The following is a 25,406-nucleotide window of genomic DNA, read 5'->3' on the forward strand; positions in this document are numbered from 1 at the left end:
GGCCGGCACGAACGTGAATCTCGGCGCGAACGCGCTGACGCTCGGCGGAACCGCGAGCGGCACGTACAGCGGCGCGATCGGCGGCACCGGCAGCCTGACGCTGGATGGCACCGGCACGCAGACGCTGAACGGCGCGAGCACTTATTCGGGCGGCACGAACCTCAATAGTGGCGGACTGGTGCTCGGCAACGCCGCGGCGCTCGGCACCGGCGCGTTGAATGTCGGCGGTTCGGCGACGCTCGATACGAACACGAACCTGACGGTGGCGAATGCAATCGGTCTCGGCGCGGGCGCGACGCTCACGCTCGGCGGCAGCAACGCGCTCGGATTGGGCGGCGCGATTACCGGTACGGGCACGCTCGTGAAGAACGGCGCGGCGACGGTGACGCTGACGGGCGCGAACACCTATACGGGCGGCACGACGATCAACGCGGGCACGCTGGCGATCGGCGCGGGCGGCAGCCTGGCGGCGACCGGCGCGATGAATCTCGCGAACGCGGGTGCGACGCTCGACCTCAGCAATGCGTCGGGTGCGCAAACGCTCGGCGCGCTGTCGGGCGCGGCCGGCACGAACGTGAATCTCGGCGCGAACGCGCTGACGCTCGGCGGAACCGCGAGCGGCACGTACAGCGGCGCGATCGGCGGCACCGGCAGCCTGACGCTGGCCGGCACCGGCACGCAGACGCTGAACGGCGCGAGCACTTATTCGGGCGGCACGAACCTCAATAGTGGCGGACTGGTGCTCGGCAACGCCGCGGCGCTCGGCACCGGCGCGTTGAATGTCGGCGGTTCGGCGACGCTCGATACGAACACGAACCTGACGGTGGCGAATGCAATCGGTCTCGGCGCGGGCGCGACGCTCACGCTCGGCGGCAGCAACGCGCTCGGATTGGGCGGCGCGATTACCGGTACGGGCGCGCTCGTGAAGAACGGCGCGGCGACGACCACGCTGACGGGCGCGAACACTTACACCGGCGGCACGACGATCAACGCGGGCACGCTCGCGATCGGCGCAGGCGGCAGCCTCGCATCAACCGGCACGATGAACCTCGCGAACGCGGGCGCGACGCTCGACCTGAGCAATGCGTCGGGTGCGCAGACGCTCGGTGCGCTGTCGGGCGTGGCCGGCACGAACGTCAGCCTCGGCGGCAATGCGCTGACACTGGGCGGGACGGCCAGCGGCACGTTCAGCGGCGTGATCGGCGGCACCGGCGGGCTGACGCTCGCAGGTACCGGCACGCAGACGCTGTCCGGCGCGAACACGTATACAGGCGGCACGACGATCAACGGCGGCAGCACGCTGGCGCTGGGCGCGGGCGGTAGCCTTGCGTCGAGCGGCGCGGTGAACCTGGTCGGCACGGGCGCGACGTTCGACCTGAGCGGCGCAACGGGTGCGCAGACGATCGGCGCGCTGACCGGCGCGGCCGGCACGAACGTGAATCTCGGCGCGACTGCGCTGACGCTGAGCGGCAACGGCAGCAATACCTTCGGCGGCGTGATCGGCGGCACCGGCAGCCTGACGCTGGCCGGCACCGGTACGCAGACGCTGACGGGCGCGAACACGTACACCGGCGGCACGACGATCAACGCCGGCACGCTGGCGCTGGGCGCGGGCGGCAGCCTTGCGTCGAGCGGCGCGGTGAACCTGGCCGGCACGGGCGCGACGTTCGACCTGAGCGGCGCAACGGGCGCGCAGACGATCGGCACGCTGACCGGCACGGCGGGTACGAGCGTGAACCTCGGCGGCAACGCGCTGACACTGAACGGCAGCACCGCCGGCACATTCGGCGGGACGATCGGCGGCACCGGCGGCCTGACGGTCGCGGGCACCGGCATTCAGACGCTGACCGGCAGCAACACCTATACGGGCGGCACGACGATCGCATCGGGCGGCACGCTGCAGCTCGGCAACGGCGGCACGTCGGGCAGCGTGGTCGGCAATGTCGTCGACAACGGCGCGCTGATCTTCAATCAGTCCGCGAACGTGACGCTCGCGAGCGTGCTGTCCGGCACCGGTTCGCTGACCCAGGCCGGCAGCGGGCAACTGACGCTGACCGGTACCAATACGCTGAGCGGCCCGACCACCGTCGCGGCGGGTACGCTCGCGGTCGACGGTTCGCTCGGCCAGTCGACCGTGACCGTGCAGAACGGCGCGACGCTGACGGGCACCGGCACGGTTGGCGGCTTCGTCGTGCAGAGCGGCGCGTTCGCGGCCGCGTCGCAGCCGGGCGCGGCGCTGAACGTGGCCGGCAACGTCACGTTCCAGCCGGGCTCGACGCTGCAGGTCGCGGTGACGCCGCAGCAGGCCGGCAGCATCGCGGCGGGCGGCACGGCCACGCTGAACGGCGGCACCGTGCAGGTGCTCGCGAACCAGGCCAGCTACCAGCCGACCACGAAGTACACGATCCTCAGCGCATCGTCGGGCGTGCAGGGCACGTTCAGCCAGGTGAATTCGAACTACGCGTTCCTGATGCCGACGCTCAGCTACGATCCGGACCACGTGTACCTGCAGCTCGTCGCGAACGGCACGGCGCTGCCCGATGTCGCGGCGACGCCGAACCAGCGCGCGGTCGCGACCGCGATCGGTGGGCTCGGCGCGGGCAACCCGCTCTACGACACGGTGCTGACGACCGATGCGGCCACCGCGCGGCGGGCCTACGGGATGCTCGACGGGGAACTGCAGGCGAGCCTGAAGAGCATGCTGCTGCTCGACAGCCGCTACGTGCGCGAAGCCGTGACCGATCGCGTGCGCCAGGGCCTCGCGCCCGGAGCCGGGCCGCTCGCCGCGCTGTCGTCGGGCGGTGCCGCGCTGTGCGGCGACAACACGGCCGGCGCGACCGATCCGACGCTGCCGCCGGAACGCCGGATCGGTTCGCGCGCAGGTTGCTACGGCGGCACGCCGTATCAGCCGGTGGTCTGGGGGCAGGCGTTCGGCGGCCGCAGCCGGCTCGCGGGCGACGGCAACGCGTCGACGATCAACCGCAGCATGACGGGCTTCATCGCCGGTGCCGACATGGCGCTCAACGACCAGTGGCGTGCCGGTCTCGCCGCGGGCGTCACGCACAGCTCGCTCGACAACGACCAGAGCGCGTCGGCGTCGGTCAACAGCTACTACCTGTCGCTGTACGGGGGCGCGCAGTACGGTGCGCTCGGCGTGCGCGGCGGCGCGTCGTACACGTGGTACCGCATCAACAGCGACCGCAATCCGGGCTTCGCGGGCTTCTCCGATCACGATTCGGCCGGCTACAACGCGCATTCCGAGCAGGTGTTCGGCGAAGTCGGCTATGCGCTGCCGGTCGGGCCGGTCGCGCTCGAACCGTTCGCGGGTCTTGCCTACGTGAACCTGCATACCGACGGCTATACGGAAACCGGCGGCGCGGCCGCGCTGCAGGCCGGCGGCCAGACGACCCACGTCGGTTTCTCGACGCTCGGCGTGCGCGCGGCGTCGCAGCTCGGCACGCTCGCGAGCGGCACGTTCACCGCGCGCGGGACGGTCGGCTGGCGGCATGCGTTCGGCAACGTGCGGCCGTCGTCGGCGTTCACGTTCGCGAACGGCGGCACGTCGTTCCAGGTGTCGGGCGTGCCGATCGCTCGCGACAGCGCGGTGCTCGAAGCGGGCATCGATGCGACCATCACGAAGCGCCTGACGCTCGGTCTCACGTTCAGCGGCCAGTACGGCAGTGGCGTGCGCGACAACGCGGTGCTCGGCAACATCCTGTGGAAGTTCTGACCGGCGCCTGAGGTGCCTGGGCGCGATCCCGATGCGACGGCGATGCCCGCATCGGGGTCGCGTCTTTTTCGGCGCTGCGCGCGTCCCCCGTTCTGGCCTATCCTGTGCGAAACACGCGACGCGCGCCGCGCGTTGCGCCTCGACACAGGAGCATCGATGCCGAATCACGCCGAAGCCACCACGACGCAGGCGCCGCAAGTCGCGCCCGTCCCCCCGACCCAGGCGACAGGCCCCGCATTCATCGCGCCCGAAGCCGATCCGCAGGCGCTCGCACGCAACAACCAGTACGTCCTGAAATCCGGCGACGCGTTCGTCGTCAGCGACGCGCTCGGCGACGTCGGCGGCCATGACGACGGCCTGTTCGTCGACGACATGCGCGTGCTGTCGACCTGGCGCCTGACGTTCGGCGGCCGCGCGCCGTCGCTGCTGTCGGGCGCGACGAGCGCGGACAACGCGTCGTTCACCGCGCACCTGACGAACCGCCCGCTGCCGCCGCTCGGCGGTCGCGAGACGCCCGAGGGCGTGATCCACATCGAACGGATGCGCGTGCTCGCGGGCGACGTGCTGTACGAAGCGCTGACGCTGACCAACTATGGCGCGAGCGAGGCCGAGGTGCCGCTGTCGCTGTCGTTCGCGGCGGATTTCAAGGACATGTTCGAAGTGCGCGGCACGCAGCGCCCGAAGCGCGGCACGGTGGTTGCGCCGCGCGTCGACGGCGGTGCGGTGCGGCTTCGCTACGACGGCCTCGACAAGGTCGAGCGCAACGTGACCGTGCATTTCTCGCCGGCGCCCGACGCGTTGTCGGTCGATCGTGCCGATTACACGCTGACGATCGCCGCGCAGGCGTGCGTGTCGATCTACCTGACCGTCGACGCGACGCTCGGCCGCGCGCACGACGGTGAAGGCCCGGGATGCGGGCGCGTCGCGCTGCGCACCGCGCTCGTCGGCGTGCATCGCGAGATGCGCTCGCGCCGCGAGTCGATGGCGCGCGTGAACACCGGCAATCCGCTGTTCGATGCGTGGCTCGACCGCTCGCTCGCGGATCTCGGGCTGCTCACGACGCAGCTCGATACCGGGCCGTATCCGTATGCGGGCATTCCGTGGTTCTCGACGCCGTTCGGCCGCGACGCGGTGATCACGTCGCTGCAGATGCTGTGGCTGCAGCCGTCGCTCGCGCGCGGCGTGCTGCGCTTTCTCGCGGAGCACCAGGCGCGCGAGACGTCCGCGTTTCGCGATGCGGAGCCCGGCAAGATCATGCACGAATTCCGCCGCAGCGAAATGGCCGCGACGGGGGAGGTGCCGTTCGCGCTCTATTACGGCGGCGTCGACACGACCCCGCTGTTCATCGTGCTCGCGGGCGCGTACGTCGAACACACCAGCGACGATGCGCTGATCGACGAGCTGTGGCCCGCGCTCGAGCGCGCCGCGCAGTGGGTGATCGACAAGTGCGACCGCAATCCGTACGGGCTGCTCGACTACCAGCGCACGTCGGAGCGCGGTCTCGCGAACCAGGGCTGGAAGGACAGCCACGATTCGGTGTTTCATGCGGACGGCCGCTTTCCCGACGGTCCGATCGCGCTCGTCGAAGTGCAGGCGTATGCGTGCGCGGCGCTCGATGCGATGTCGATGTGCTCGCACCGGCGCGGCCACGCGGCCGACGCGACACGCTATGCGCTGCGCGCGAAGGCGCTGCGCGACCAGGTCGAGACGCTGTTCTGGATGCCGGAAGGCCAGTTCTACGGGATCGCGCTCGACGGTCACGGCGACCTGTGCCGCGTGCTGGCGTCGAACGCGGGCCATCTGCTCGCGTTCGGCCTGCCCGACGCCGAGCGCGGCGCGGCGGTCGCCGGCGTACTCGGCTCGACGCTGTTCCAGACGGGCTGGGGCGTGCGCACGCTCGCGGCCGGCCAGCCGCGCTTCAACCCGATGGCCTATCACAACGGCTCGGTGTGGCCGCACGACAATGCGCTGATCGCGCGCGGGCTCGCGCGCTACGGCGACAAGACGGCCGCGGTGAACCTGCTGCGCGCGCTGTTCGAAGCCGCGGTCAGCTTCGAGATGCGGCTGCCGGAGCTGTTCTGCGGGTTCCCGCGCCGGCGCGGCGAGCCGCCGACCGCCTATCCGGTCGCGTGCCTGCCGCAGGCGTGGGCGGCCGGTGCGCCGTTCATGATGCTGCAGGCGTGTCTCGGCGTGAGCGTCGACGCGGCGCGCCACGAGGTGCGGGTCGAGCGCCCGGCGCTGCCCGAAGGTGTCGACTGGCTGCGCATCGACGAACTGCGCGTCGGCGACGAAACGGTATCGCTGACGTTCCGGCGCGTCGATGGCCAGGTGATCGCGTCGGCGGAGCAGCCGGGGCGGGTGAAGGTGGTCGCGGTGCTGTAGCGCATGCGGCTGCACGGACGTTGCGCGATGTCGTGCCACGTCCGCACGCAGCGGCATAGAATCGTGACATGACCCTTGAACGATGGCGGAGGCACCTACGATGACGACCGACAACCGGCCCGACGACGGCGAGCAGAAGAAGCTCGAAAACCTGGAAGCGGCGGTCGACCACCTGCACAAGTCGATCGAGTCGCAGAGCATCGCGGCTGGCGCGGCGAAGGGCATCCTGTTCAGCCTGATCGAAACGCTCGGCGCGCTGATCGGCGATCCCGACCTGCCCGAACATGCGCGCTCCGGGTACGAGGCGCTGCGCGACAAGGCGAGCGAATTGCGCCGCGGGCTCGACCGGCATTGACGAAGCGGCAGCCGGCGTCGGCCGCGTGGCCCGCGCCGGCGCTGCCCAATCCTGCACGGCGCGCACAAAACCCCGTGCGCTCAATGAGTTAGCCGGCCGGTGCGCAGGATATCCACAAGCTTGCCAACACAATCTGTGGAGAACCGGCCGGCCCCCGACCGGCCGCGCAAGCGGCGCCGCGAGGCCGCACACGATGACGCGTCATTGACCTGTCTGGCCCGATCTACTGAATCCCCTTTTGTATCAGGATGTTACGCGTCACATTGGTGGAATATCCACAGGCTTGCCAACAAAATCTGTGGATAAGTCTGACGTGATTGCTTCCTGATGGTTGACGATCCGGCGCGCGGCGGCCGCGGCGTCGAAGCCTTTGCGCACGGGCTGCCCGCTGCGTGCGTCGGCGCGATAATTCGTGCGCGATCAACGGGTTAGACCTCGGGTACCCAGGATATCCACATCCTTGCCAACACAATCTGTGGACAAGCCGGGCCGCATCATTCGAGCGGCGCGGTATCGGCCGCTTCCGCGACGATCCAGTCGCGAAACAGCGTCATCGCCGGCGAGAGCGGCTTCGACTTCAGCGACGTGAGCCAGTAGCCGCCCGCGCGCACGTCGATGTCGAACGGCCGCGCGAGCAGGCCGAGCTGCAGTTCGCGCGCGAACATGCAGGCTGGCGCGAGCGCGATGCCGGCGCCCTGCATCGCGGCCTCGACCATCAGCCGAGACGAATCGAACACGGGCCCGTTCACCGCCCACGGTTCGAGCGACGCGGCGTCGAACCAGCCGTGCCATTCGTCGGTGCGGTACGAGCGCAGCAGCGTTTCGTTCGCGAGATCGGCCGGCCGCGCGAGGCGCCGCGCGATCTCCGGCGCGCACAGCGCGGTGAGCGGGGCGTCGAGCAGCCGCTCGTTGCGCGTCGCCGGCCAGTTGCCTTCCCCGAAGCGGATCGCGAAATCGAGACCCTCGGCCGCGAGGTCGACGACGTTGTTGTGGGTCCGCAGCCGCAGCTCGACGAACGGGTGCGTGTCGCCGAAGCGCTTCAGCCGTGGCATTAGCCAGCCTATGGCAAAGGTGCCGACCGCGCCGAGCGTCAGCACTTCGTGGAAGCGCCCGTCGTCGAACTGCTTGAGCACGGTTTCGATCCGGCTGAATGCGTCGCTGAGCACCGGCAACAGCGCGCGCCCTTCGTCGGTGAGCCCGAGGCCGCGCGGCAACCGGGTGAACAGCGCACAGCCGAGCCGCTCTTCGAGCGAGCGCACCTGCTGGCTCACGGCCGCCTGGGTCACGCTCAGCTCGAGGCCGGCGCGCGTGAAGTTCAGGTGGCGCGCCGACGATTCGAACGCGCGCAACGCATTGAGCGGAAGGTGAGGGCGGAGCTTCGTCATAAGAATTTCTTTTGTCAGCGCTCAATTATCGTTGCTTGTCAGGCAACCGTAAAGTCACGATAGTGCTGTCTCGCCGGCCGGCCGTTCTGCATCCATTCCACCACGAGAGACACCCATGACCTACTCATCGCAACGTCGAACCCTGCTACTGGCCGCCGCGACGGCGCCGCTCGTCCTGACCGTCAGCGCGTGCGCGTCGCCGCCGGCTGCCGGGCAGGATGTTTCGTCCGCGACGTCGTTTGCCGCGCTCGAGCGCGCGGCGGGCGGCCGTCTCGGCGTGTGCGCGATCGACACCGCGGGCGGCCGGCGCGTGCAGCATCGCGCGGACGAGCGCTTCCCGTTCTGCAGCACGTTCAAGGCGATGCTGAGTGCGGCGGTGCTCGCGCAGAGCGTCGAGCGCCCGGGGCTGCTGCAGCAGCGCGTGGCCGTTGCGCAGTCCGATCTCGTGAACTACTCGCCGGTGTCGGGCAAGCATGTCGGCACCGGGATGACCGTCGCCGAGTTGTGCGAGGCGGCGATCCAGTACAGCGACAACTCGGCCGCGAACCTGGCGATGAAGCTGATCGGCGGGCCGGCGGCGGTGACCGCGTTTGCACGTTCGATCGGCGACGACACGTTCCGGCTCGATCGCTGGGAGACCGAACTGAACACCGCGTTGCCGGGCGACCCGCGCGACACCACGACGCCGGCCGCGATGGCTGCGAGCCTGCGCGTGCTCACGCTCGGCGACGCGCTGCCGCCCGCGCAGCGTGCGCAGCTCGTCGCCTGGCTGCGCGGCAACAAGGTCGGCGACAAGCGGATTCGCGCGGGCGTGCCGGCCGGCTGGCAGGTGGCCGACAAGACCGGCACCGGCGACTACGGGACGACGAACGACGCGGGCGTGATCTGGCCGCCGTCGCGCGCACCGATCGTGCTCGCCGTGTATTACACGCAGACGCGTGCCGATGCGAAGGCGAAGGACGACGTGATCGCGGCCGCCGCGCGTATCGCGGTCGCGACGTTCGCGTGAGCGGGCGGCGCGGCGTGCGTTCATCGATGAATGCACGGAACGATGAAGCGATGTGTCGATGAATGCACGCCGTGCCGCAGTCGTGACCGGCATGTCGAAACGTTGTGCGATCAACGACTTAGATGACGCATGCTCAGGATATCCACATCCTTGCCAACAAAAATTGTGGACAAGCCGGCGTGCGGCCGCGTTCATCGCGCAGCGGGCGCGGCGCCGGCGTGCGTGAGGCTTGCCTGCCCGGTTCAAAGCGGCACGGACAAAACCTTTCGGATCAAGCGCTTGTGCGTGGTATGCGCAGGCTATCCACACGCTTGCCAACAAAATCTGTGGACAAGCGGCGTGGCGCGCGCGACATGCGGTCCGTCGCGTCGCGTGACGATGCGTGAACGGCACATCGCGTGGCCGCGTGCCCGATTCGAAGCGGCGCGGACAAAGTCTTACGGATCAAGCGCTTGATCGCGGTATGCGCAGGCTATCCACATGCTTGCCAACACAATCTGTGGACAAGCCCGCCCGATGTTCAGCCATGCCGATCGTCGACCGAGGGCCAGCGCGCGAACGCGAACACCCACAACATGATGAAGTTCAGGACCGGGACGAACATCGTCAGGATCCACCAGCCTGAATGCCCGGTACGCCGAACGATGCGGACATACGGATAGACGACGATCGCGACGAGCACGAGCGAGACGATCAACTGCCCTGCGGTGAAGTGTTCCATGGTCTTCCTCGGAATGATGTGTCGTTGTCCGATGCGGGCGCAACGGCCGGCACCGTGGTGCCGCTGCGTGAAGTCTCGCGATGCGTGGCGCGTGCGGCTCGTGTGATCGTGACGCGTGGCAGGTGCGGGCGTCAAGCGGCGGGCAGGGTGCCGCTGTTGCGCCGGATCGTCCGTCTGCGCGCGCGGGCGAACCGCGTGCTGCCGCAACGGTGACGCGGCGCATGAATCATTGGCCGATCAACGGGTTAGCCGATGCGTGCGCAGGATATCCACAAGCTTGCCAACAAAATCTGTGGGTAAGTGCTGCGACGATCGCATCGCACATCATTGGGGCATCGACGTGGCATCGTGATGCGAAGTGCGGCGAACCGGCGCGTGTGACGGCCCGGCGCGCGCCGCGTCTGCATCACGCGTGCCAAAGTCCGTCGGATCAACGGCTTAGCGTTGCGGTGCGCAGGATATCCACAAGCTTGCCAACATTTTCTGTGGAGAAGTCCGCGTGGCGATTGCGCGGCGCGGCACATCGTGCAAACCGCCTCGTCTGTCGGATCCACCGTGAAGATGTTGAGGAGCACGACGGGTTGCGCGTCGACGCCGAACTGTTGCCGGATCGGGAAGTTCGGGTCCATCGATTTGAAATGTGGCATTGGGCGCCCCTGCAAGTAGTGCGGCGACGACTCGGAGGGAAGGGATCGGTACGCGATGTCGCGTCGAGGCGAGCGCCTGCTCGACGCGGGTTGGCGCATTCGCTGCGCACGAGCGCCAAACCCTTTCGGATCAATGGTTTGCTGCCGTTAGCGGCCGGTTGTCCACAAGCTTGCCAACACAATCTGTGGAAAAGCCGCCCGTCGGGCGTGTGTCAGGCCGGCACCGGAAAGCGCACCGTCACGGTCAGCCCGCGCCCGCCTTGCGTCGTGCCGAGCGCGACGGTTGCGCGATGCTGTTCGGCGATCCGCTTGACGATCGACAGCCCAAGCCCGCTGCCCGACGACGTGACCGCCTGCGCGCCTTCGCCGCGATAGAAGCGCTCCCACACGTCCGTGCGCTCGGCTTCCGGAATGCCGGGGCCGTCGTCGGCGACTTCGAGCACGGGCGTCGCGCCGTCGAGACGCGCGGACACGTCGACGCGCGCGCCGACGCCCGCGTAGCGGATCGCGTTGTCGACGAGGTTGTTCAGCAGCACGCGCAACGTGTCGATGTTGCCGGCGGCCATCACCGGCGACGACACGATCGCGCCGAGGTCGATGCGGTGCGCATCCGCGACGCGCGTGCGATCGGCGACCACCGAGCGGCACAGCGCGGCGAGATCGACGGGTGCGGAGGTCGCGGCGGACGCCTGCGCGTCGGGTTCGAGGCGCGCGAGCGTCAGCAATTGTTCGGCGAGGTGGCCGAGGCGTGTCGTGCCCGCATGGATCTGCGCGAGGATCTGCTCGCGTTCGTCGGCCGTCGACGCGCGCCGCAGCAATTGCGACTGGATCGACAGCCCCATGATCGGCGTGCGCAATTCGTGCGCGGCATCGGCGATGAAGTGCCGCTGCAGCGTGAACGAACGGTCGAGCCGCGCGAGCAGGTCGTTGATCGCTTCGGCGAGCGGGCGGACTTCGTTCGGCATCGACGCGACGTCGACCGGCTCGAGATTGTTCGCATTCCTGCGCTTCAGGCCGGCCGCGATCGTGCGCAGCGGCCGCAGCCCCGCGCCGATGCCGAACCACAGCCCGATCGCGAGCACCGGCAGCATCGAGAACACCGGCCACAGCAGGTGCACCGCGATGCCCGCGATCGCTTCCCAGCGCGCGTGGCGCGCCTGCGCGAGCCGGATCGTCGTGCCGCCGCGTTCGGTCACGTAGGTGCGCCACGGCTGGCCGCCGACGTCGACGCTGCCGATGCCTGTCTGCGCGGGCGGCGGCAGCGCGGACTTGCGATCGGTCGAATACACCAGCGTGCCGTTGCGCCAGACCTGCAGCAGCACGGCGTCGGGGTCGCCTGCCTCGAATTCGTGCTTGCCGTCGCGATGGTTGCGGAACGACAGTTCGCCGTTCGGGCCGACGACGATCTGCTTCGACATGCTGCGCATCTGGTCGTCGAGGAGATCGTCGAGTTCGCGCAGCGCGCCCCAGTAGGTGCCCGCGCTTGCGACCAGCCCGATCACGCACGCGGCCGGCAGCAGCCACGTCAACAGGCGCCGCCGCAGCGATGCGCTGCGCCAGCGCGCGATCGCGTGTTGCAGACGCATCATGCGGCGTCACCGATCCGGTAGCCGACGCCGCGCACCGTGCGGATCATGTCGTGGCCGAGTTTCTTGCGCAGGTTGTGGATGTGTACCTGCACCGCGTTGCTCTCGATTTCCTCGCCCCAGCTGTACAGCCGTTCCTCGAACTGTTCGCGCGAGATCACGGCGCCGGGGTCGCGCATCAGTTCGTGCAGCAGCACGAACTCCTTCGGCGACAGCGTGACTTCTTCGTCGTTGAGCCAGACCAGGTGCTTGACCGGATCGAGCCGCAGCGGGCCGATCGCGAGCGTCGTCTGCGCGCGCCCTGCGTGGCGGCGGTTGACCGCACGAATGCGGGCGAGTAGTTCCTCGAGCACGAACGGCTTGACGAGGTAGTCGTCGGCACCGCTGTCGAGGCCGGCGATGCGGTCCGGCACGCCGTCGCGCGCGGTGATGATGATCGCCGGCAGGGTTTCGTCGCGGCGGCGCAGCGACGCGAGCACCGACAGGCCGTCGCGGTTCGGCAGCCCGAGGTCGAGCAGTAGGAGGCCGTAGCCGGTCGAGCGCAGCGCGAGCGTCGCGGCGTCGCCGTCCTTGACCCAGTCGACCGCGAAGCCTTCCTGTTTGAGGCCCTGTTCGAGCCCGCTGCCGATCAGCGGATCGTCCTCGACGAGCAGTACGCGCATGGATTCGTGTCTGTTGGCGGGCGTGGGCGCCCGGGGTTCCCATGATAAGCGCAGGTGTCTTAGGCCGAGCTTAAACACGGGCGCCTGCGTGCGTTCGCGCACCGGAATGTTGCGACGGCATGCCGCGGCGCACGGTCTTCAGCTTTGCTTAATCTTACGGTCCGTAATCTGAGTGCGTCGCGTTCAACGGAGCGCGACGCACTCGAAAAAATGGAGGAACGAGATCATGAAACACCTGACGAGAATCCTGGCGGTCGCGCTTGCGGTGCTGCCCGCCGCCGTCTACGCGCAATACACGGGGCCGTCCGCGCTGACCACGACGACCGTGAAGGAACTGCTCGCGAACGGCAAGGACGACCAGCACGTGCAGTTGCAGGGGCACATCGTCAAGCATGCCGGCGGCGAGGACTACGAGTTCGCCGATGCGACGGGCACGATCCGCGTCGAGATCGACCACAAGCTGTGGGCGGCCGGCCAGCCCGTCAGCGACAAGAACGAAGTGAAGCTGACCGGCGAGTTCGAGCGCAAGTGGTCGGGCAAGGTGAAGGTCGACGCCGATCACGTGGAAGTGCTGCGCTGACCGGTGCACCGGTGTGCACGGGGCCGGTGATACCATGGACGACCGGTTCCCGTTCTCACCAAGATGGCTGCCAATTTCGATGAACTCGCGTCCCGGATCCGGGCGCAATTTTCCGAACTGAGCCCGCAATTCCAGGCGGGCGCTGCATTTCTGCTCGATCATCCCGACGAGGTCGCCACCTCGTCGATGCGCAAGGTCGCGCAGCGCGCGCAGGTTCAACCCGCATCGCTCGTGCGGCTCGCGCAGCAATTCGGTTTCCCCGGCTGGAACGAGCTGCGCGATCTGTGCGTCGCGCGCGTGCGCACACGTCCCGAGCCGCTCACGCAGCGTGCGCGTTCGCTCGTGCGGCCCGACGCGAAGGCGTCGCTCGCGCACGACCTGCTCGCCGCACAGCAGCACAATCTTGCCGCCACCGCCGCACAGAACGGGCACGCGCTCGCGGACGCCGCGAAGCTGATCCGCAAGGCGTCGCACGTGCATGTCGCGGGGTTCCGGTCGTGCTATCCGGTGGCGTTCGGTTTCGTGTACGGCTACCGGCTGTTCCGGCCGACCGTGTCGTTGCTCAACGGTGTCGCCGGCTCGCTCGAGATGGAGTTGCGCACGATCGCGAAGCAGAGCGTGACCGTGATCATCAGTTTCGCGCCGTATTCGGCGGAAGCGACGCGCGTCGTGCAGGCGGCGAAAGCGCAGGGCAGCAGGATCGTCGCGATCACCGACAGCGCGGTGTCGCCGATCGCGCTGCATGCGGACGCGCAGCTGATCTTCACGCACGACAGCCCGTCGTTCTTTCCGTCGCTGGTCGCCGCGCATGCGATGGCCGAGGCGCTGGTCGCGCAGTTGCTGGCGCTCGAAGGCAGCGATGCGATCACGGCGCTCGAGCGCACGGAAGCGGAACTGCATGCGAAGGGCGCGTATGTCGTGTAGCCGCACGCGCGGCTTCCACTGTCTTCCGCTCACGTTTTCTCCTTGATCCGACGTAACCGATGACGTTCACCTACGACGTGACCGACGTCGGCGACGTGAACGTTCGCAAGCAGATCGCGGCGCCGCTCGTCCGGTTCAACGAAAGCCAGGCCGGCCCGGCCGACTTCCGGCCGCACACCGCGCCGCGCGCCGGCCCCTGACATCCGCATCGATATTTCATCGCGACCTGAACCGTCGCGGTACCGCGCGCGCGTATGCTGGCGTCTCCATTCCGAGGAGACGTCAATGTCCGATTCCAACGTGCAGTTCCGCCAGGCCGAAACCTTCCGCGCGCTGCACACGCGCCCCGGCGCCTTCATCATCCCGAACCCGTGGGATGCCGGGTCCGCCCGGCTGCTCGCGATGGCCGGCTTCGAAGCGCTCGCCACCACGAGCGCCGGTTTCGCGTTTTCGAGAGGGCGGCCCGACAACGCGATCGGCCGTGACGAAATGCTCGCCCACATCGCAGAGATCGTCGCGGTGGGCGGCCTGCCGGTCAGCGCCGATCTCGAGAACGGCTTCGGCGACGCGCCCGACACGGTCGCCGAGACGATCCGCCTGGCGGCCGGCGCCGGCGCGGTGGGCGGCTCGATCGAGGATGCGACCGGCCGCGCCGACGCACCGATCTATCCGTACGACGCGGCGGTCGAGCGCATCGCGGCGGCGGTCGACGCGGCGCGCGCGCTGCCGTTTCCGTTCACGCTGACCGCGCGTTGCGAAAACTACCTGCACGGCCGCCACGACCTCGCCGACACGATCGCGCGGCTGGTCGCGTACCGCGACGCGGGCGCCGACGTGCTGTACGCACCGGGCGTGACCGATCCCGACGAGATCGCGGCGCTCACGCGCGCGGTCGGCGCGCCGGTCAACGTCGTGATGGGGCTGCAGGGCGGGTTGCTGAGCCTCGAGACGCTCGCGGCGCTCGGCGTGAAGCGCGTCAGCGTCGGCGGCGCGCTGGCGCGGGCCGCATTCGGCGCGTTCCTGCGCGCCGCGACGGAAATGGTGCGCGACGGCACGTTCACGTTCACGCAGGCGGCGGTGCCGGGCCGCGACCTCAATCGCTGGTTTTCGGCGCCGGACAATTCGCCCGTTCAGTTCGAACAATAAGGGCCGGTGAAACGTGGGAACGTTTCCAACCGAAAGCTGATTGACGGTAATCAATCGAAACTGCTGCCGATTTGAAGTTCGATGACGGCGCGAAAACCATCGATTATTCTCCGTATTCCGGCGGTGCGACCGGAACCGGCACGCAAGCCACGCCGGTTCTGGCGTCAGCCGCCCGCCACGCGAACCGGTGCCGCATATTGTTGCGATTTTCCGGTCGCTGTTTTTTTTCGTATTCGGGAGTTGCCGGTTATTTATCGGATTGGTAATCTCCCGCATATCCGAATGACCTGCCAGCGGGCCGCCGGAAAATGAATATATAAAAAATCGAGAGAGCGATGACAATCCGAGAAAATCACCGCAGTGGCGTTCGCGTCGGCGATGTCGTGACGCTGAAAACCGGCGGGCCGCGCATGACCGTCACCTACGCGGGGCCGGTCGTGTTCGACGATGCCGACTGGCTGATCTGCCAGTGGTTCGACGACAGCGGCCACTTCCGGCAGGAAATGTTTCATCACGAAACGGTAGTGCCCGAACCGCGCGCGATTTCCGCCGGGCGCGTCCGCGTGCGCATGCAGGGGCACCGCTACCGGTCGGCAGCCTGACGACGCGCCCGTCGCGGCACCGCGCCGCTTGCCGGCCGCAGGTTGCCGCATCGCCGTGGCCCGCCGTGCCGGCATGCCGACGACATCCACGACATTTCACGTCAACCCGAAACATGCGGCGGCCCGGCGCGCCGATACTGCACGCATGAACCCGACCCATCCGATTGCCGCGGTCACGCACCGCGATCCCTACCCGTATTACGCGACGCTCGTCGACGGGCCGCCGCTTGCGTTCGACGCCTCGCTCGGCCTGTGGGTCGCGAGCCGGGCGGCGAGCGTGACGGCCGTGCTCGGCCACCCGGCGTGCCGCGTCAGGCCGCTCGATGCGCCGGTACCGCCCGCGTTGCGCGGGTCGACGGCGGGTGCGCTGTTCGGCGAACTGGTGCGCATGAACGACGGCGCATTGCGGCACGACGTGCCGAAGCAGGCGCTGCGCGCGGCGTTCGCGCCGATCGATGCGAACGCGTTGCGCGAACGGGCCGCCCAACTCGCCGGCAGCCGGCTGCGCGCGCCGTATGACGCCGATGCATTGAACGTGTGGTGCCTGACGGTGCCCGTTTGCGCGGTCGCCGATCTGCTCGGCTTCGACAGCGCGCAACTCGACGATGTCGCCGCGCTGGTCGTCGACTTCGTCGCCGCGCTGTCGCCGCTGTCGGACGACGCCGCGCTGGCCCGCGCGAGCGAAGCCGCGCGGCAACTGCTCGACCGCATGACGGAACGCGTCGCGCGCACGCATGCGCAGGACGGTTCACTCGTCGCCGCGGTTCAGCAGGCGGCCGGCGCCGCGGGCTGGCACGCGAGCGGCGCGCTGGTCGCGAATCTGGTCGGGTTGCTGTCGCAGACGTGCGAGGCGACGGCCGCGTGGCTCGGCAACGTGCTGGTCGCATGGGATGGCACGGACGGCGAACGCGCGATGCCGGATACGGCCGCCCTCGACGCATTCGTCGCCGAGGTCGGCCGATTCGATGCGCCGGTGCAGAACACGCGCCGCTTCGTCGCGTCGCGCACGACGATCGACGGCGTGACCGTCGATGCCGGTGCGGCCATCCTGGTCGTGCTTGCGGCGGCGAACCGCGATCCGGCCGTGCATCGCGAGCCGCACCGACTGCTGCCGGGCCGCGCGCCGGGGCCGAACTTCGGGTTCGGCACGGGGCCGCACGGCTGTCCGGGCGAGCGGATCGCGCGGGCGGTCACGGCGGGGGCGTTCGGGGCGTGGTTGCGCGCGGGCGGTGACGCGCCGCGCGACAGGCTGGTGTGGGACTACCGGGCCTCGACCAATGTCAGGATGCCGAAGTTCGGCACGGCGAGGTAAGCGGAAAGGCGGGACTGCCTAGCGGCAACCTTGCTTCTCGGCCCATTGTTGCTGGGCGGCGACGCGGCGTTGGACGCGTTCGACGAGACCGGTCGAGAAGGTCCGCATGCTGATGCCGCGGCGCTTCGCGAGGATGGTTTGCGCGACGTCGGTCTGCGGGTTCGGCTGGCATGCCCAGTACAGCGTCATCAGCCAGCCGATGCCCGTCCACGCGAACAGCGCGTTGAACATCGCGATCGTCAGCTTGTCGTGCCGGCTGCGCCGATCGGCGACGATGGCCGGAAGAAAATAGAGCGCGATCGCTGCGACCGAACCGGCCACCTGAATCAGGACTGTGTGTTCCATGTTGCTGCTCCGTCCGAACTGCAATGAGGCTGATTGTCGCGCTTTTTCCGTTCGTGTGCCGGCAATTGATTGTTGCGTTTTCAATAACGATCAGCGCATGGCGACGCCCTCAGGCTGCACTTCGTTGCTCAACGCGAAACCTTCGTCGAGCCAGCCCGTGACGCCGCCGATCATCAGCTTCACCGGGCGGCCGAGGCGCGCGAGCCGGATCGCCGCGCGCGCGGCGCCGTTGCAGTGCGGGCCCGCGCAGTAGACGACGAACAGCGTGTCGGCCGGATGGTCGGCGAGCTTGCCGGCGACGATCTTGAGGTGCGGCAGGTTGCGCGCGCCGGGCACGTGGCCCGCGGCAAACTGCTCCGGACCCCGGACGTCGAGCAGCACGAAATCCGGCGCGCCGGACGCAAGCGCATCGTGTACGTCCCAGCAATCGGTCTCGAAACGCAGCGATGCTTCGAAGTGCGCGAGGGCGGTGGCGCTGTCGGCGGCGGGGACGTCGGTGACGTATGACATGAAAGGCGCTCCTGAAGGACGGCGCGGAATGCGCCGGAATGAAGGGCAGTATCGCGGTTCGGCGGCCGTCGCGGCAGTGGCGCGATCGACAAGTTCCGGTAACATCGCGCCATGCACAATCATCTCGTCGTCGCGCTCGCCTACGAGCGCCTCTGCACCTTCGAGTTCGGCTGCGTGGTCGAACTGTTCGCGCTCGAACGCCCGGAACTCGGCGTCGACTGGTATCGCTTCGCGGTCTGCGCGAGCGAGCCCGGGCCCGTGCGCGCGGCGGGCGGCATCACGGTCGCCGCGCCGTACCGGCTCGCGATGCTCGATCGCGCGGACACCATCGTGATTCCCGGCTGGCGCGATCCGGACGAGCTGCCGCCGGAGCCGCTGCTGAAGAAGCTGCGTGCTGCGCATCGCCGCGGCGCGCGGCTCTGTTCGATCTGCTCGGGCGTGTTCGTGCTCGCGGCGGCCGGCGTGCTCGACGGGCTCACCGTGACCACGCACTGGCGCTACGCCGAGCGCCTGCAGGCGCGCTATCCGGCGCTGCGCGTGAATCCCGACGCGCTGTACGTCGACGAAGGGCAGATCGTCACGTCGGCCGGCTCGGCGGCGGGGCTCGACATGCTGCTGCATCTCGTGCGCCGCGATCACGGCGGCGCGATCGCGAACCGCGTCGCGCAGCGCCTCGTGCTGCCGCCGCATCGCGACGGCGGCCAGGCGCAGTTCGTGCCGCGCCCGGTCGCGCCGGGCGGCAGCGACCGGCTCGCTAAGCTGATCGACTGGATGCGCGCGCACGCGGCCGAGCCGCACACGCTCGCGTCGCTGGCCGCGCAGGCCGCGATGAGCACGCGCACGCTGCAGCGGCAGTTCGCGGATGCAACCGGGATGTCGCCGCTCGCGTGGCTGATCCGCGAGCGCGTGAACGTCGCGAAGGACATGCTCGAAGCACATCCCGGGCTGTCGCTCGCGCAGATTGCCGCACGCGCGGGGTTCGGTTCCGAGGAGTCGTTGCGCCGGCATTTCCGGCGCGTCGCGGCGACGAGCCCGGCTGCGTACCGGCGCGGGATGGATCGCGGTGTGAGGTCCACGGACGCGTGAGTGGTGCGTCTTTCCGCGCCGCGGCGGAACGAGTCCGTCGTTTGCTTCTTGTCGACTTCGAGCACGCGTAAGATGGCGATCGCCGTGCGGCGACCGTAGATGCGGCGCCGCCATTCCCGCTCGCAACGACAACGACAACGACAAGGACAATCATCATGGGCCTGCTGGGCAAGCTGTTCGGAAAGAAAACGCGTGACGAAGCGGCAGCGCCCGCGCGTTCCGCGCACGACGCAGGCGGAGCGCCGGAAGCAACGGAAGGATCCGACGATACGAACGAACAAGGCGGCCCCGACATCGCGCCGGAACTCGCGCCCGCGCTGAGGGCATTCCAGGCCGGCCGGCACGAGGCCGCGATCGCGGCCGCCGCGCCGCACGCGGAGCGGCTGGCCGATGCGGCGCGCCTCTGCGCGCTTTCATACTCGGCGATGAAGCGTTACCGGGAAGCGTTTCCGTACTGGCTCGCGCTGTTCGACCATGAGCCGAGCGCGCACAACGCGGTGCAGCTCGCGACGACGTCGGTGATGTGCGACGAAGTGGAGCGCGGCGAAGCGTGGATGCAGAAGGCCGCCGAGGTCAATCACGACACGCACGAGCAGTCCGACGTCGCGGCGCGCGTGAACTTCATTTCGGCGCTGATGCAAGGCGGCCACCTGCGCGAGGCGCTGCCGCATCTCGCGTGGGTGCGCGACGTGTACGGCCACGTGCGGATCACCGATTCGACCTTCCTCTACATGCGCGGCATTCCGTTCTTTTCGTCGTTCCTCGAGAACAGTCTCGAGATCCTGAAGGCCACGCAGCCGGCCGACGCGATCGCGCCGTGGTACGGGGAACTGAAGGGCAAGCTCGACGAAGAAGGCGAAGCGCAGCTTGCCGCGTGGGTTAATCAGTTGCCGGCATGACCGGCCGGTTCATCGCGCGTCGCGACGCCTGCCGCATCCTGCCGGCGCGGCGTCGCGGCGCGCATGCTCAGCGCGTGTTGGTATTGCGGGTATCGCGCGCGGTTTGCTTGATGCACGCGATCCGGTACACGCCGTCCTCGACTTCGACGCCATGCGTGTCGTGCGTGAAGCCGGGGAAGCGCAGGTCGTACTGCTCGAGCGCCTTCAGGTAACCGAGCAGCGGGCCGTCGGCCGGCCCCGCGTTTTCGCCGGGCATCAGCAGCGGAATGCCCGGCGGATAGGGCACCACGCCCGTCGCGACGGTGCGGCCCGCCATCTCGGCGAGTTCCAGCATCTCGATGTCGTTGTGCACGAGATGCTCGTACGCCTCGGCCGGGCTGAAGTCGGGTTGCGGCAGCGTCGAGAAGCCGCGCGACATCATCTCGGTCGTCTTCAGGTCGCTCATCGCGCTGAACATCAGGTCGCACAGGTCGCGCAGGCCGAGCGTGCCGTAGCGGTCCGGATAGCGCGCGACGAGCTCCGGCAGCGCCTGCTCGAGCGGCGCGTTCGCATCGTAGTCGCGCTTGAAGTCGAGCAGCGTGTTGACGAGCGTGCCCCACTTGCCCTTCGTCACGCCGAGCGAGAACAGGAACAGGATCGTGAAGTCGGTCGTCTTCTCGACGACGATCCCGTGCCGGTCCAGGTACGCGGTGACGACCGACGCCGGAATGCCGACCGGCATCAGCCCGCCGTGCGGCGCGACGCCAGGCGTGACGATCGACACCTTGATCGGATCGAGCATGCAGTAATCGTCCTCGATCTCGCCGAAGCCGTGCCATGTTTCGCCCGGATGCAGCACCCAGCATGACGGATCGGTGGCGAGCAGCGTTTCGTCCGCTTCATGGAAGCGCACGCGCCGGCCCGTCTTGCGATCGACCACGGTGTCCGGCTGCCAGCCGTTGAAGAACCAGTCGTCGTTCTCCTCGCATTCCGCATGCAGCCGCGCGAGCATCCGGCGGAACGACACGGCCTCGCGGATCGCGTCGGTGGTCAGCGCCTCGCCGCCGGGGCCGTCCATCATCGCGGCGCTCACGTCGTTCGACGCGATGATCGCGTAGTTCGGCGACGTCGATGCATGCATCATGTACGCCTCGTTGAAGCGCGCGTGCTCGATCGGGTTGCGGCCGTTGCGGACATGGATGAACGACGCCTGCGACAGCGCGGCGAGCAGCTTGTGCGTCGACTGTGTCGCGAACACGGTCGGCTTGCTCGCGTCGTGCTGCGACGGATCGCCGTGCATCGCGTGGCGATCGCGGTAGATCGGGTTGAAGCGCGCGTAGCCGTACCATGCCTCGTCGAAATGCAACCGGTCGACGCTCTGGCCGAGCAGTTCCTCGATGCGCGTGACGTTGTAGCAGAGGCCGTCGTACGTCGAGTTCGTGATCAGCGCATGCACGGGCGTCGGGTCGATGCCGTCGCGGCCGCGCACGAGCGGGTTCGCGTCGATCGCGAGACGCACGGCGGCGGCCGTGAGCCGTTCCGGCATGATCGGCCCGATGATCCCGTAATGGTTGCGCGACGGAATCAGGTAGGTCGGAATCGCGCCCGACATCGTCATCGCATGCTCGGCCGACTTGTGGCAGTTGCGATCGCACAGCGCGACCTGGTTGCGCGTGACGCTCGCCATCAGGATCACGCGGTTCGACATCGACGAGCCGTTCGTCACGTGATACGTGCGGTGCGCACCGAACACGCGCGCCGCGTAGCGTTCGCTTTCGCCGATCGGGCCCGAGTGGTCGAGCAGCGAGCCGAGTTCGCCGACCGAGATCGACAGGTCCGAGCGGAACAGCGCTTCGCCGAAGAATTCGAAGTACGCGCGGCCGACCGGCGATTTCAGGAACGCGGTGCCGCCCGTGTGGCCCGGCGTGTGCCACGAGTATTCGTAGACGCGCGAGAACTGCGCGAGCGCGCGGAACATCGGCGGCAGCACGGTTTCGCGGTAGCGTTCGATCGCGGCGACGATCCGCCCGCCGATGAATGCGGTCGTGTCCTCCAGCATCCAGATGAAGTCGTCGGCCTTGCGCATCGCGTCGACGGGAATCGCCGCCGCGCTCGCGCGGCTCGCGAGCAGGAACACCGGCACCGTCGCATTGCGCGCACGCATCGCGTCGAGCACGGCCTGCGCCGGCGCATGGCCGGGATCGTTGCCGAGCTCCCAGTTGAGCAGCAGGCACTGGATCGCGGGATCGGCGTCGACCACCGCGCGTGCGTCTTCGGCTGAGGTCGCGATCACGACGTCGACGAGCCGCGTGCGCAATTCTTCGACGAGCGCGGTGGCCGCGCGTCCGGTGGCCGTGCGTTCGTCGATGTCGTGCTGCACGAGCAGCGCCTTCATGCCGAGGCGGCGGAACGCCGGTTGGGTCAAGGAAGCGGTCATGGGTCATTCCCCCGTTTGTTGAGTTGCCGGGATGCCTGCTGCGGCGGCCGGCGAGCGTGCGTGAAGGCGGGCGGCCTCGTGTTGGCCGACGGAGATCCAGAAGGCCGCGACGAGCGCGACGATGGTCACGCCGAGCGCGAGGTAGCGCACCCAGCGCGGCGAGCGGCCGCCCGGGTGGACATGGGTTTCCTCGATTTCGCGCTGGCGGTTGATCGACAGCTCGTAGAACACGATCGTCGCGATCACGAAGATCAGCGACCAGCGCGTCTGCTGGCCGTCGGAGCCGACCATCGCCCACAGCGCGTAGACGGCGCCGATCAGGCCGACGATCGTGTAGAAGGTGAACTGGTGCGACGGCATCTTGCCGTAGCCGAGCACCTTGATCGCGATGCACGAGTAGATGTACGGCAGCAGCGTCATGATCACGGCGATCGACGCGATCTTGCCGAACTGCTCGCTCGCGCTCGGCGACATCGTCGCGAGCACCTGCACCGACATGATGACCGCGACGATCGCGAGGCCCGCCGACGGCACGTTCTTCGAGTTGACGCGGGCGAACACGCCGGCGAACAGGCCGTCGTCGGCCGCGGCCTTCGCGGTCTGGCCGACCAGCAGCGTCCAGCCCGCGAGCGAGCCGAGGCAGCCGAGCGCCGCGCAGATCGCGACCGCGTTCGCGGCGGTGTCGCCGAGCGCGAGGCGCGCGGCATCCGCGAACGGCGCGCTCGACGCGAGCAGCGCCTTGTTCGGGATCATTCCCATGATCACGGTCGAGCTGAGCACGTAGCAGACGGCCGCGAGCACGACGCCGCCGACGGTCGCGATCGGCACGTTGCGCGACGGGTTCTCGACGACGCCGGCCGACACCGACGCGCTCTCGACGCCGATGAACGCCCACAGCGTGAAGTTCAGCGTCGCGCCGATCGCGCCGAAGCTGCTCGCGCCCGACACGTTCCAGCCGGCGAAGTACACGTCCTTGCTGAACCAGAACCAGCCGAACACGGCCATCCCGAGGATCGGCACGAGCGCGAAGATCGTCGTGACCGACTGCACGCGGCCGACCACGTTCGGCCCGAGGATGTTCGCGTAGGTGAACAGCCAGATCACGAAGATCTGCGCGAGCGCGAACACGAGCGGGTCGTGCAGGACCGGGAAGAAGTGCGTGAGATAGCCGAGGCCGGCGACCGCGAGGCCGACGTTGCCGAGCACGTTCGCGAGCCAGTAGATCAGGTTGGTCTGGTAGCCGATGTACGGGCCGAAGGCCTTGCGCGCATACGCATACGGGCCGCCGGCGGCCGGGTCGATCGCCGCGAGCTTCGCGAACACCAGCGCGAGCGACACGGCGCCGACGACGGTGATCAGCCAGCCGAAGATCGCGATGCCGCCGGTGGCGGCGAGGTTCGCGGGCAGCATGAAGACGCCGGAGCCCATCATGTTGCCCGCGACCATCAGCGTGGCGGGGATGACGCCGATTTTCGGCGCGGCGGTCGCGGCTGGCGCGGCGGCGGAACGGGAGGAGGACGAGCTGGCATCGGACATGCGAGGCTCCTTGAATGGTCGTGATGCGGTTGAGGTGGCGCGGCCCGGCGCCGGTCGACGATTCCGGAATGGATCGTCGTTTTATTGAACGACAGCATCTTATATCTTAATTAGGTTTGAATAAGGGTAAGCGATACAATTTAATATCTTGAATATTGATGTCGATCATTGAAAAGGGTGAAACGCTTTGGTGCGGATGACGGTGGCTGCACCGGGGCGAATGGCCTGTATGGGCCGTCCGGACGGTGGTTCCGGGGTGAAGGTGAGATGCGGGTCAGGTTGAACGGATAATCGATTTTTGCCGAACCGGTTAATTCAATTTGCGGGCTGAGTGAGTCGTCAAACCCTGATTGAATTAGTCGGTTATTATCGAGCGCTCGAAATGCGCTCGCCCGCGCCATTGATTACGTCTACCGAACGGTGATTCCGATGACGATGCTGCCTTCCCGCCTGCCGCTGATCCAGGCTCCGATGGTCGGTTCCCTGAGCCCGCTGACGATTGCGGTCTGCGAGGCGGGCGGGCTCGGCTCGCTCGCATGCGCGGCACTCGGCCCGCAGCAGTTGCGCGACGAAATCGCGGCGATCCACGCACGCACGCCGGCGCCGTTCAACGTCAACTTCTTCTGTCATGCGCCGCCCGCGCCCGATGCCGAGGTCGACGCGCGCTGGCGCGCGGCGCTGGCCGGCTACTACGCGGAAGCCGGGCTCGATGCGGCCGACGTGAAGGGCGGCCCCGGTCGCGCGCCGTTCGACGACGCGATGTGCGCGGTCGTCGAGGAACTGCGCCCGGCCGTCGTGAGCTTCCATTTCGGTTTGCCGGACGAAGCACTGCTCGAACGGGTGCGGCGCACGGGCGCGTTGATCGTCTCGTCCGCGACGACCGTCGAGGAAGCGCGCTGGCTCGATGCGCGCGGCGTCGATGCGATCGTCGCGCAGGGCGCCGAGGCGGGCGGGCATCGCGGGATGTTCCTGACCGACGACATCCACGCGCAGCCGGGCCTGTTCGCGCTGCTGCCGCAGCTCGTCGACGCGGTGCGCGCGCCGGTGATCGCCGCCGGCGCGATCGCCGATGGCCGCGGCATCGCGGCCGCGTTCGCGCTCGGCGCACGCGCGGTGCAGATCGGCACCGGCTACCTGCTGACGCCGCAAGCCGGCCGCTCGACGCAGCACCGCGCGGCGCTGCGGGCCGCACGCGACGACGGCACGCGCGTGACCAACCTCTACACGGGCCGCCCCGGACGCGGCCTGCTGACGCGCTTCATGCGCGAGCAGGGGCCGATGAGCGCGCTTGCGCCCGCGTTCCCGCTCGCGACGGCGGCAGTCGATCCGCTGCGCGTCGCGTTCGAGCGGCAGGGGCGCGACGATTTCTCGCTGCTGTGGTCGGGCGAGGCCGCGGCACTCGCGCGGGAAGAGGATGCCGGGGTGCTGACCCGGCGGCTGTGGGACGACGCGATCGCGTGCGCGGCGGGGTTGTGCGACGCATTCCCGCAGGCCGTTTGAGCGGGTGCGCGACGCGCTGCGGGAAACGGGCCCGAACGGGCCCCGAATACGGCACGGAAAGCGCCCCGGGGCG

Annotated in this window: 20 protein-coding genes and 1 pseudogene; 13 read left to right on the forward strand and 8 right to left on the reverse strand. The window is 68.7% G+C overall.

Going from position 1 to position 25,406, the window contains the following annotated elements; all coding sequences use genetic code 11:
* From DID98_RS28605 to DID98_RS28615, 3 genes are all read left to right on the forward strand, one after another.
* On the forward strand, positions 1–3,730 hold a 3,730-nt coding region (locus DID98_RS28605), incomplete at its 5' end, for an autotransporter domain-containing protein (protein WP_124522459.1).
* Between the two features lie 156 nt (positions 3,731–3,886).
* Positions 3,887–6,112, forward strand: coding sequence for an amylo-alpha-1,6-glucosidase (locus tag DID98_RS28610; RefSeq protein WP_124571837.1), 2,226 nt, complete (start codon positions 3,887–3,889; stop codon positions 6,110–6,112).
* Between the two features lie 100 nt (positions 6,113–6,212).
* The gene (locus DID98_RS28615) at positions 6,213–6,467 is read left to right on the forward strand and encodes a hypothetical protein (RefSeq protein ID WP_044847902.1); all 255 of its coding nucleotides are present in this window, start codon (positions 6,213–6,215) and stop codon (positions 6,465–6,467) included.
* 494 nt (positions 6,468–6,961) lie between these two features.
* Here DID98_RS28615 and penR read toward each other — a convergent pair whose 3' ends face one another.
* Positions 6,962–7,852, reverse strand: coding sequence for a beta-lactamase transcriptional regulator PenR (gene penR / locus DID98_RS28620; protein ID WP_124522457.1), 891 nt, complete (start codon positions 7,850–7,852; stop codon positions 6,962–6,964).
* A gap of 115 nt (positions 7,853–7,967) precedes the next feature.
* Here penR and blaPEN-bcc point away from each other — a divergent pair, with 115 nt between their 5' ends.
* Positions 7,968–8,861 carry a PEN family class A beta-lactamase, Bcc-type gene (gene blaPEN-bcc, locus DID98_RS28625; RefSeq protein ID WP_124522455.1) on the forward strand — a complete coding sequence of 298 codons (894 nt, stop codon included), beginning with the start codon at positions 7,968–7,970 and terminating at the stop codon, positions 8,859–8,861.
* Positions 8,862–9,381: 520 nt separating this feature from the next.
* On the opposite strand, the gene DID98_RS28630 is transcribed toward blaPEN-bcc, so the two are convergent.
* The 3 genes from DID98_RS28630 to DID98_RS28645 form a co-directional block, all read right to left on the reverse strand.
* A complete protein-coding gene (locus tag DID98_RS28630; protein WP_044847905.1) occupies positions 9,382–9,582 on the reverse strand; it encodes a membrane protein in 201 nt (66 codons plus the stop codon).
* Positions 9,583–10,441: 859 nt separating this feature from the next.
* A complete protein-coding gene (locus DID98_RS28640) occupies positions 10,442–11,818 on the reverse strand; it encodes an ATP-binding protein (RefSeq protein ID WP_124522453.1) in 1,377 nt (458 codons plus the stop codon).
* On the reverse strand, positions 11,815–12,477 hold the full coding sequence (locus tag DID98_RS28645) for a response regulator (RefSeq protein ID WP_044847907.1): 663 nt from the start codon (positions 12,475–12,477) through the stop codon (positions 11,815–11,817). The genes DID98_RS28640 and DID98_RS28645 overlap by 4 nt, the downstream gene beginning before the upstream one ends.
* Positions 12,478–12,703: 226 nt before the next feature.
* Between DID98_RS28645 and DID98_RS28650 the strand changes: the two genes are divergently transcribed.
* The 6 genes and pseudogenes from DID98_RS28650 to DID98_RS28675 all read left to right on the forward strand — a co-directional run bounded on the left by DID98_RS28650 (position 12,704) and on the right by DID98_RS28675 (position 17,041).
* Positions 12,704–13,057: a YgiW/YdeI family stress tolerance OB fold protein gene (locus DID98_RS28650; RefSeq protein WP_124522451.1), complete on the forward strand. Its 354-nt coding sequence runs from the start codon at positions 12,704–12,706 to the stop codon at positions 13,055–13,057.
* 63 nt (positions 13,058–13,120) lie between these two features.
* Positions 13,121–13,981, forward strand: a complete 861-nt coding sequence (locus tag DID98_RS28655) for a MurR/RpiR family transcriptional regulator (RefSeq protein WP_124522449.1) — start codon at positions 13,121–13,123, stop codon at positions 13,979–13,981.
* Between the two features lie 59 nt (positions 13,982–14,040).
* Positions 14,041–14,154, forward strand: a pseudogene (locus DID98_RS28660) (GNAT family N-acetyltransferase); the annotation flags it as partial.
* A gap of 112 nt (positions 14,155–14,266) precedes the next feature.
* Entirely contained in the window at positions 14,267–15,127 is an 861-nt protein-coding gene (locus DID98_RS28665; protein WP_124522447.1) for an oxaloacetate decarboxylase, read from the forward strand.
* Positions 15,128–15,462: 335 nt separating this feature from the next.
* Positions 15,463–15,729, forward strand: coding sequence for a YodC family protein (locus DID98_RS28670; protein WP_044847912.1), 267 nt, complete (start codon positions 15,463–15,465; stop codon positions 15,727–15,729).
* 145 nt (positions 15,730–15,874) lie between these two features.
* A complete protein-coding gene (locus DID98_RS28675) occupies positions 15,875–17,041 on the forward strand; it encodes a cytochrome P450 (protein WP_124522445.1) in 1,167 nt (388 codons plus the stop codon).
* 18 nt (positions 17,042–17,059) lie between these two features.
* Here the strand turns inward: DID98_RS28675 and DID98_RS28680 are convergent, their stop codons facing one another.
* Complete coding sequence (locus DID98_RS28680; protein ID WP_044847914.1) at positions 17,060–17,386, reverse strand: superinfection immunity protein; 327 nt, start codon at positions 17,384–17,386, stop codon at positions 17,060–17,062.
* Between the two features lie 90 nt (positions 17,387–17,476).
* Positions 17,477–17,896, reverse strand: coding sequence for a rhodanese-like domain-containing protein (locus DID98_RS28685; protein ID WP_124522443.1), 420 nt, complete (start codon positions 17,894–17,896; stop codon positions 17,477–17,479).
* A 111-nt stretch (positions 17,897–18,007) separates the two neighbouring features.
* Between DID98_RS28685 and ftrA the strand changes: the two genes are divergently transcribed.
* Positions 18,008–18,982, forward strand: a complete 975-nt coding sequence (gene ftrA / locus DID98_RS28690) for a transcriptional regulator FtrA (RefSeq protein WP_124522441.1) — start codon at positions 18,008–18,010, stop codon at positions 18,980–18,982.
* Between the two features lie 155 nt (positions 18,983–19,137).
* Positions 19,138–19,881 (forward strand): hypothetical protein, encoded by a 744-nt coding sequence (locus DID98_RS28695; protein WP_124522439.1) that lies wholly within the window; start codon positions 19,138–19,140, stop codon positions 19,879–19,881.
* A 67-nt stretch (positions 19,882–19,948) separates the two neighbouring features.
* On the opposite strand, the gene DID98_RS28700 is transcribed toward DID98_RS28695, so the two are convergent.
* Both DID98_RS28700 and adiC read right to left on the reverse strand, forming a co-directional pair.
* Positions 19,949–22,297, reverse strand: a complete 2,349-nt coding sequence (locus DID98_RS28700; protein ID WP_124522437.1) for an Orn/Lys/Arg decarboxylase N-terminal domain-containing protein — start codon at positions 22,295–22,297, stop codon at positions 19,949–19,951.
* Positions 22,298–22,300: 3 nt separating this feature from the next.
* Positions 22,301–23,833: an arginine/agmatine antiporter gene (gene adiC / locus DID98_RS28705; protein WP_124522435.1), complete on the reverse strand. Its 1,533-nt coding sequence runs from the start codon at positions 23,831–23,833 to the stop codon at positions 22,301–22,303.
* A gap of 429 nt (positions 23,834–24,262) precedes the next feature.
* Here adiC and DID98_RS28710 point away from each other — a divergent pair, with 429 nt between their 5' ends.
* On the forward strand, positions 24,263–25,333 hold the full coding sequence (locus DID98_RS28710) for a nitronate monooxygenase family protein (RefSeq protein WP_124522433.1): 1,071 nt from the start codon (positions 24,263–24,265) through the stop codon (positions 25,331–25,333).
* The last annotated feature ends 73 nt before the right edge of the window (positions 25,334–25,406 follow it).

Origin of the sequence: Burkholderia sp. Bp8984 (assembly GCF_003853755.1) — a bacterium.
Lineage (GTDB): Bacteria > Pseudomonadota > Gammaproteobacteria > Burkholderiales > Burkholderiaceae > Burkholderia.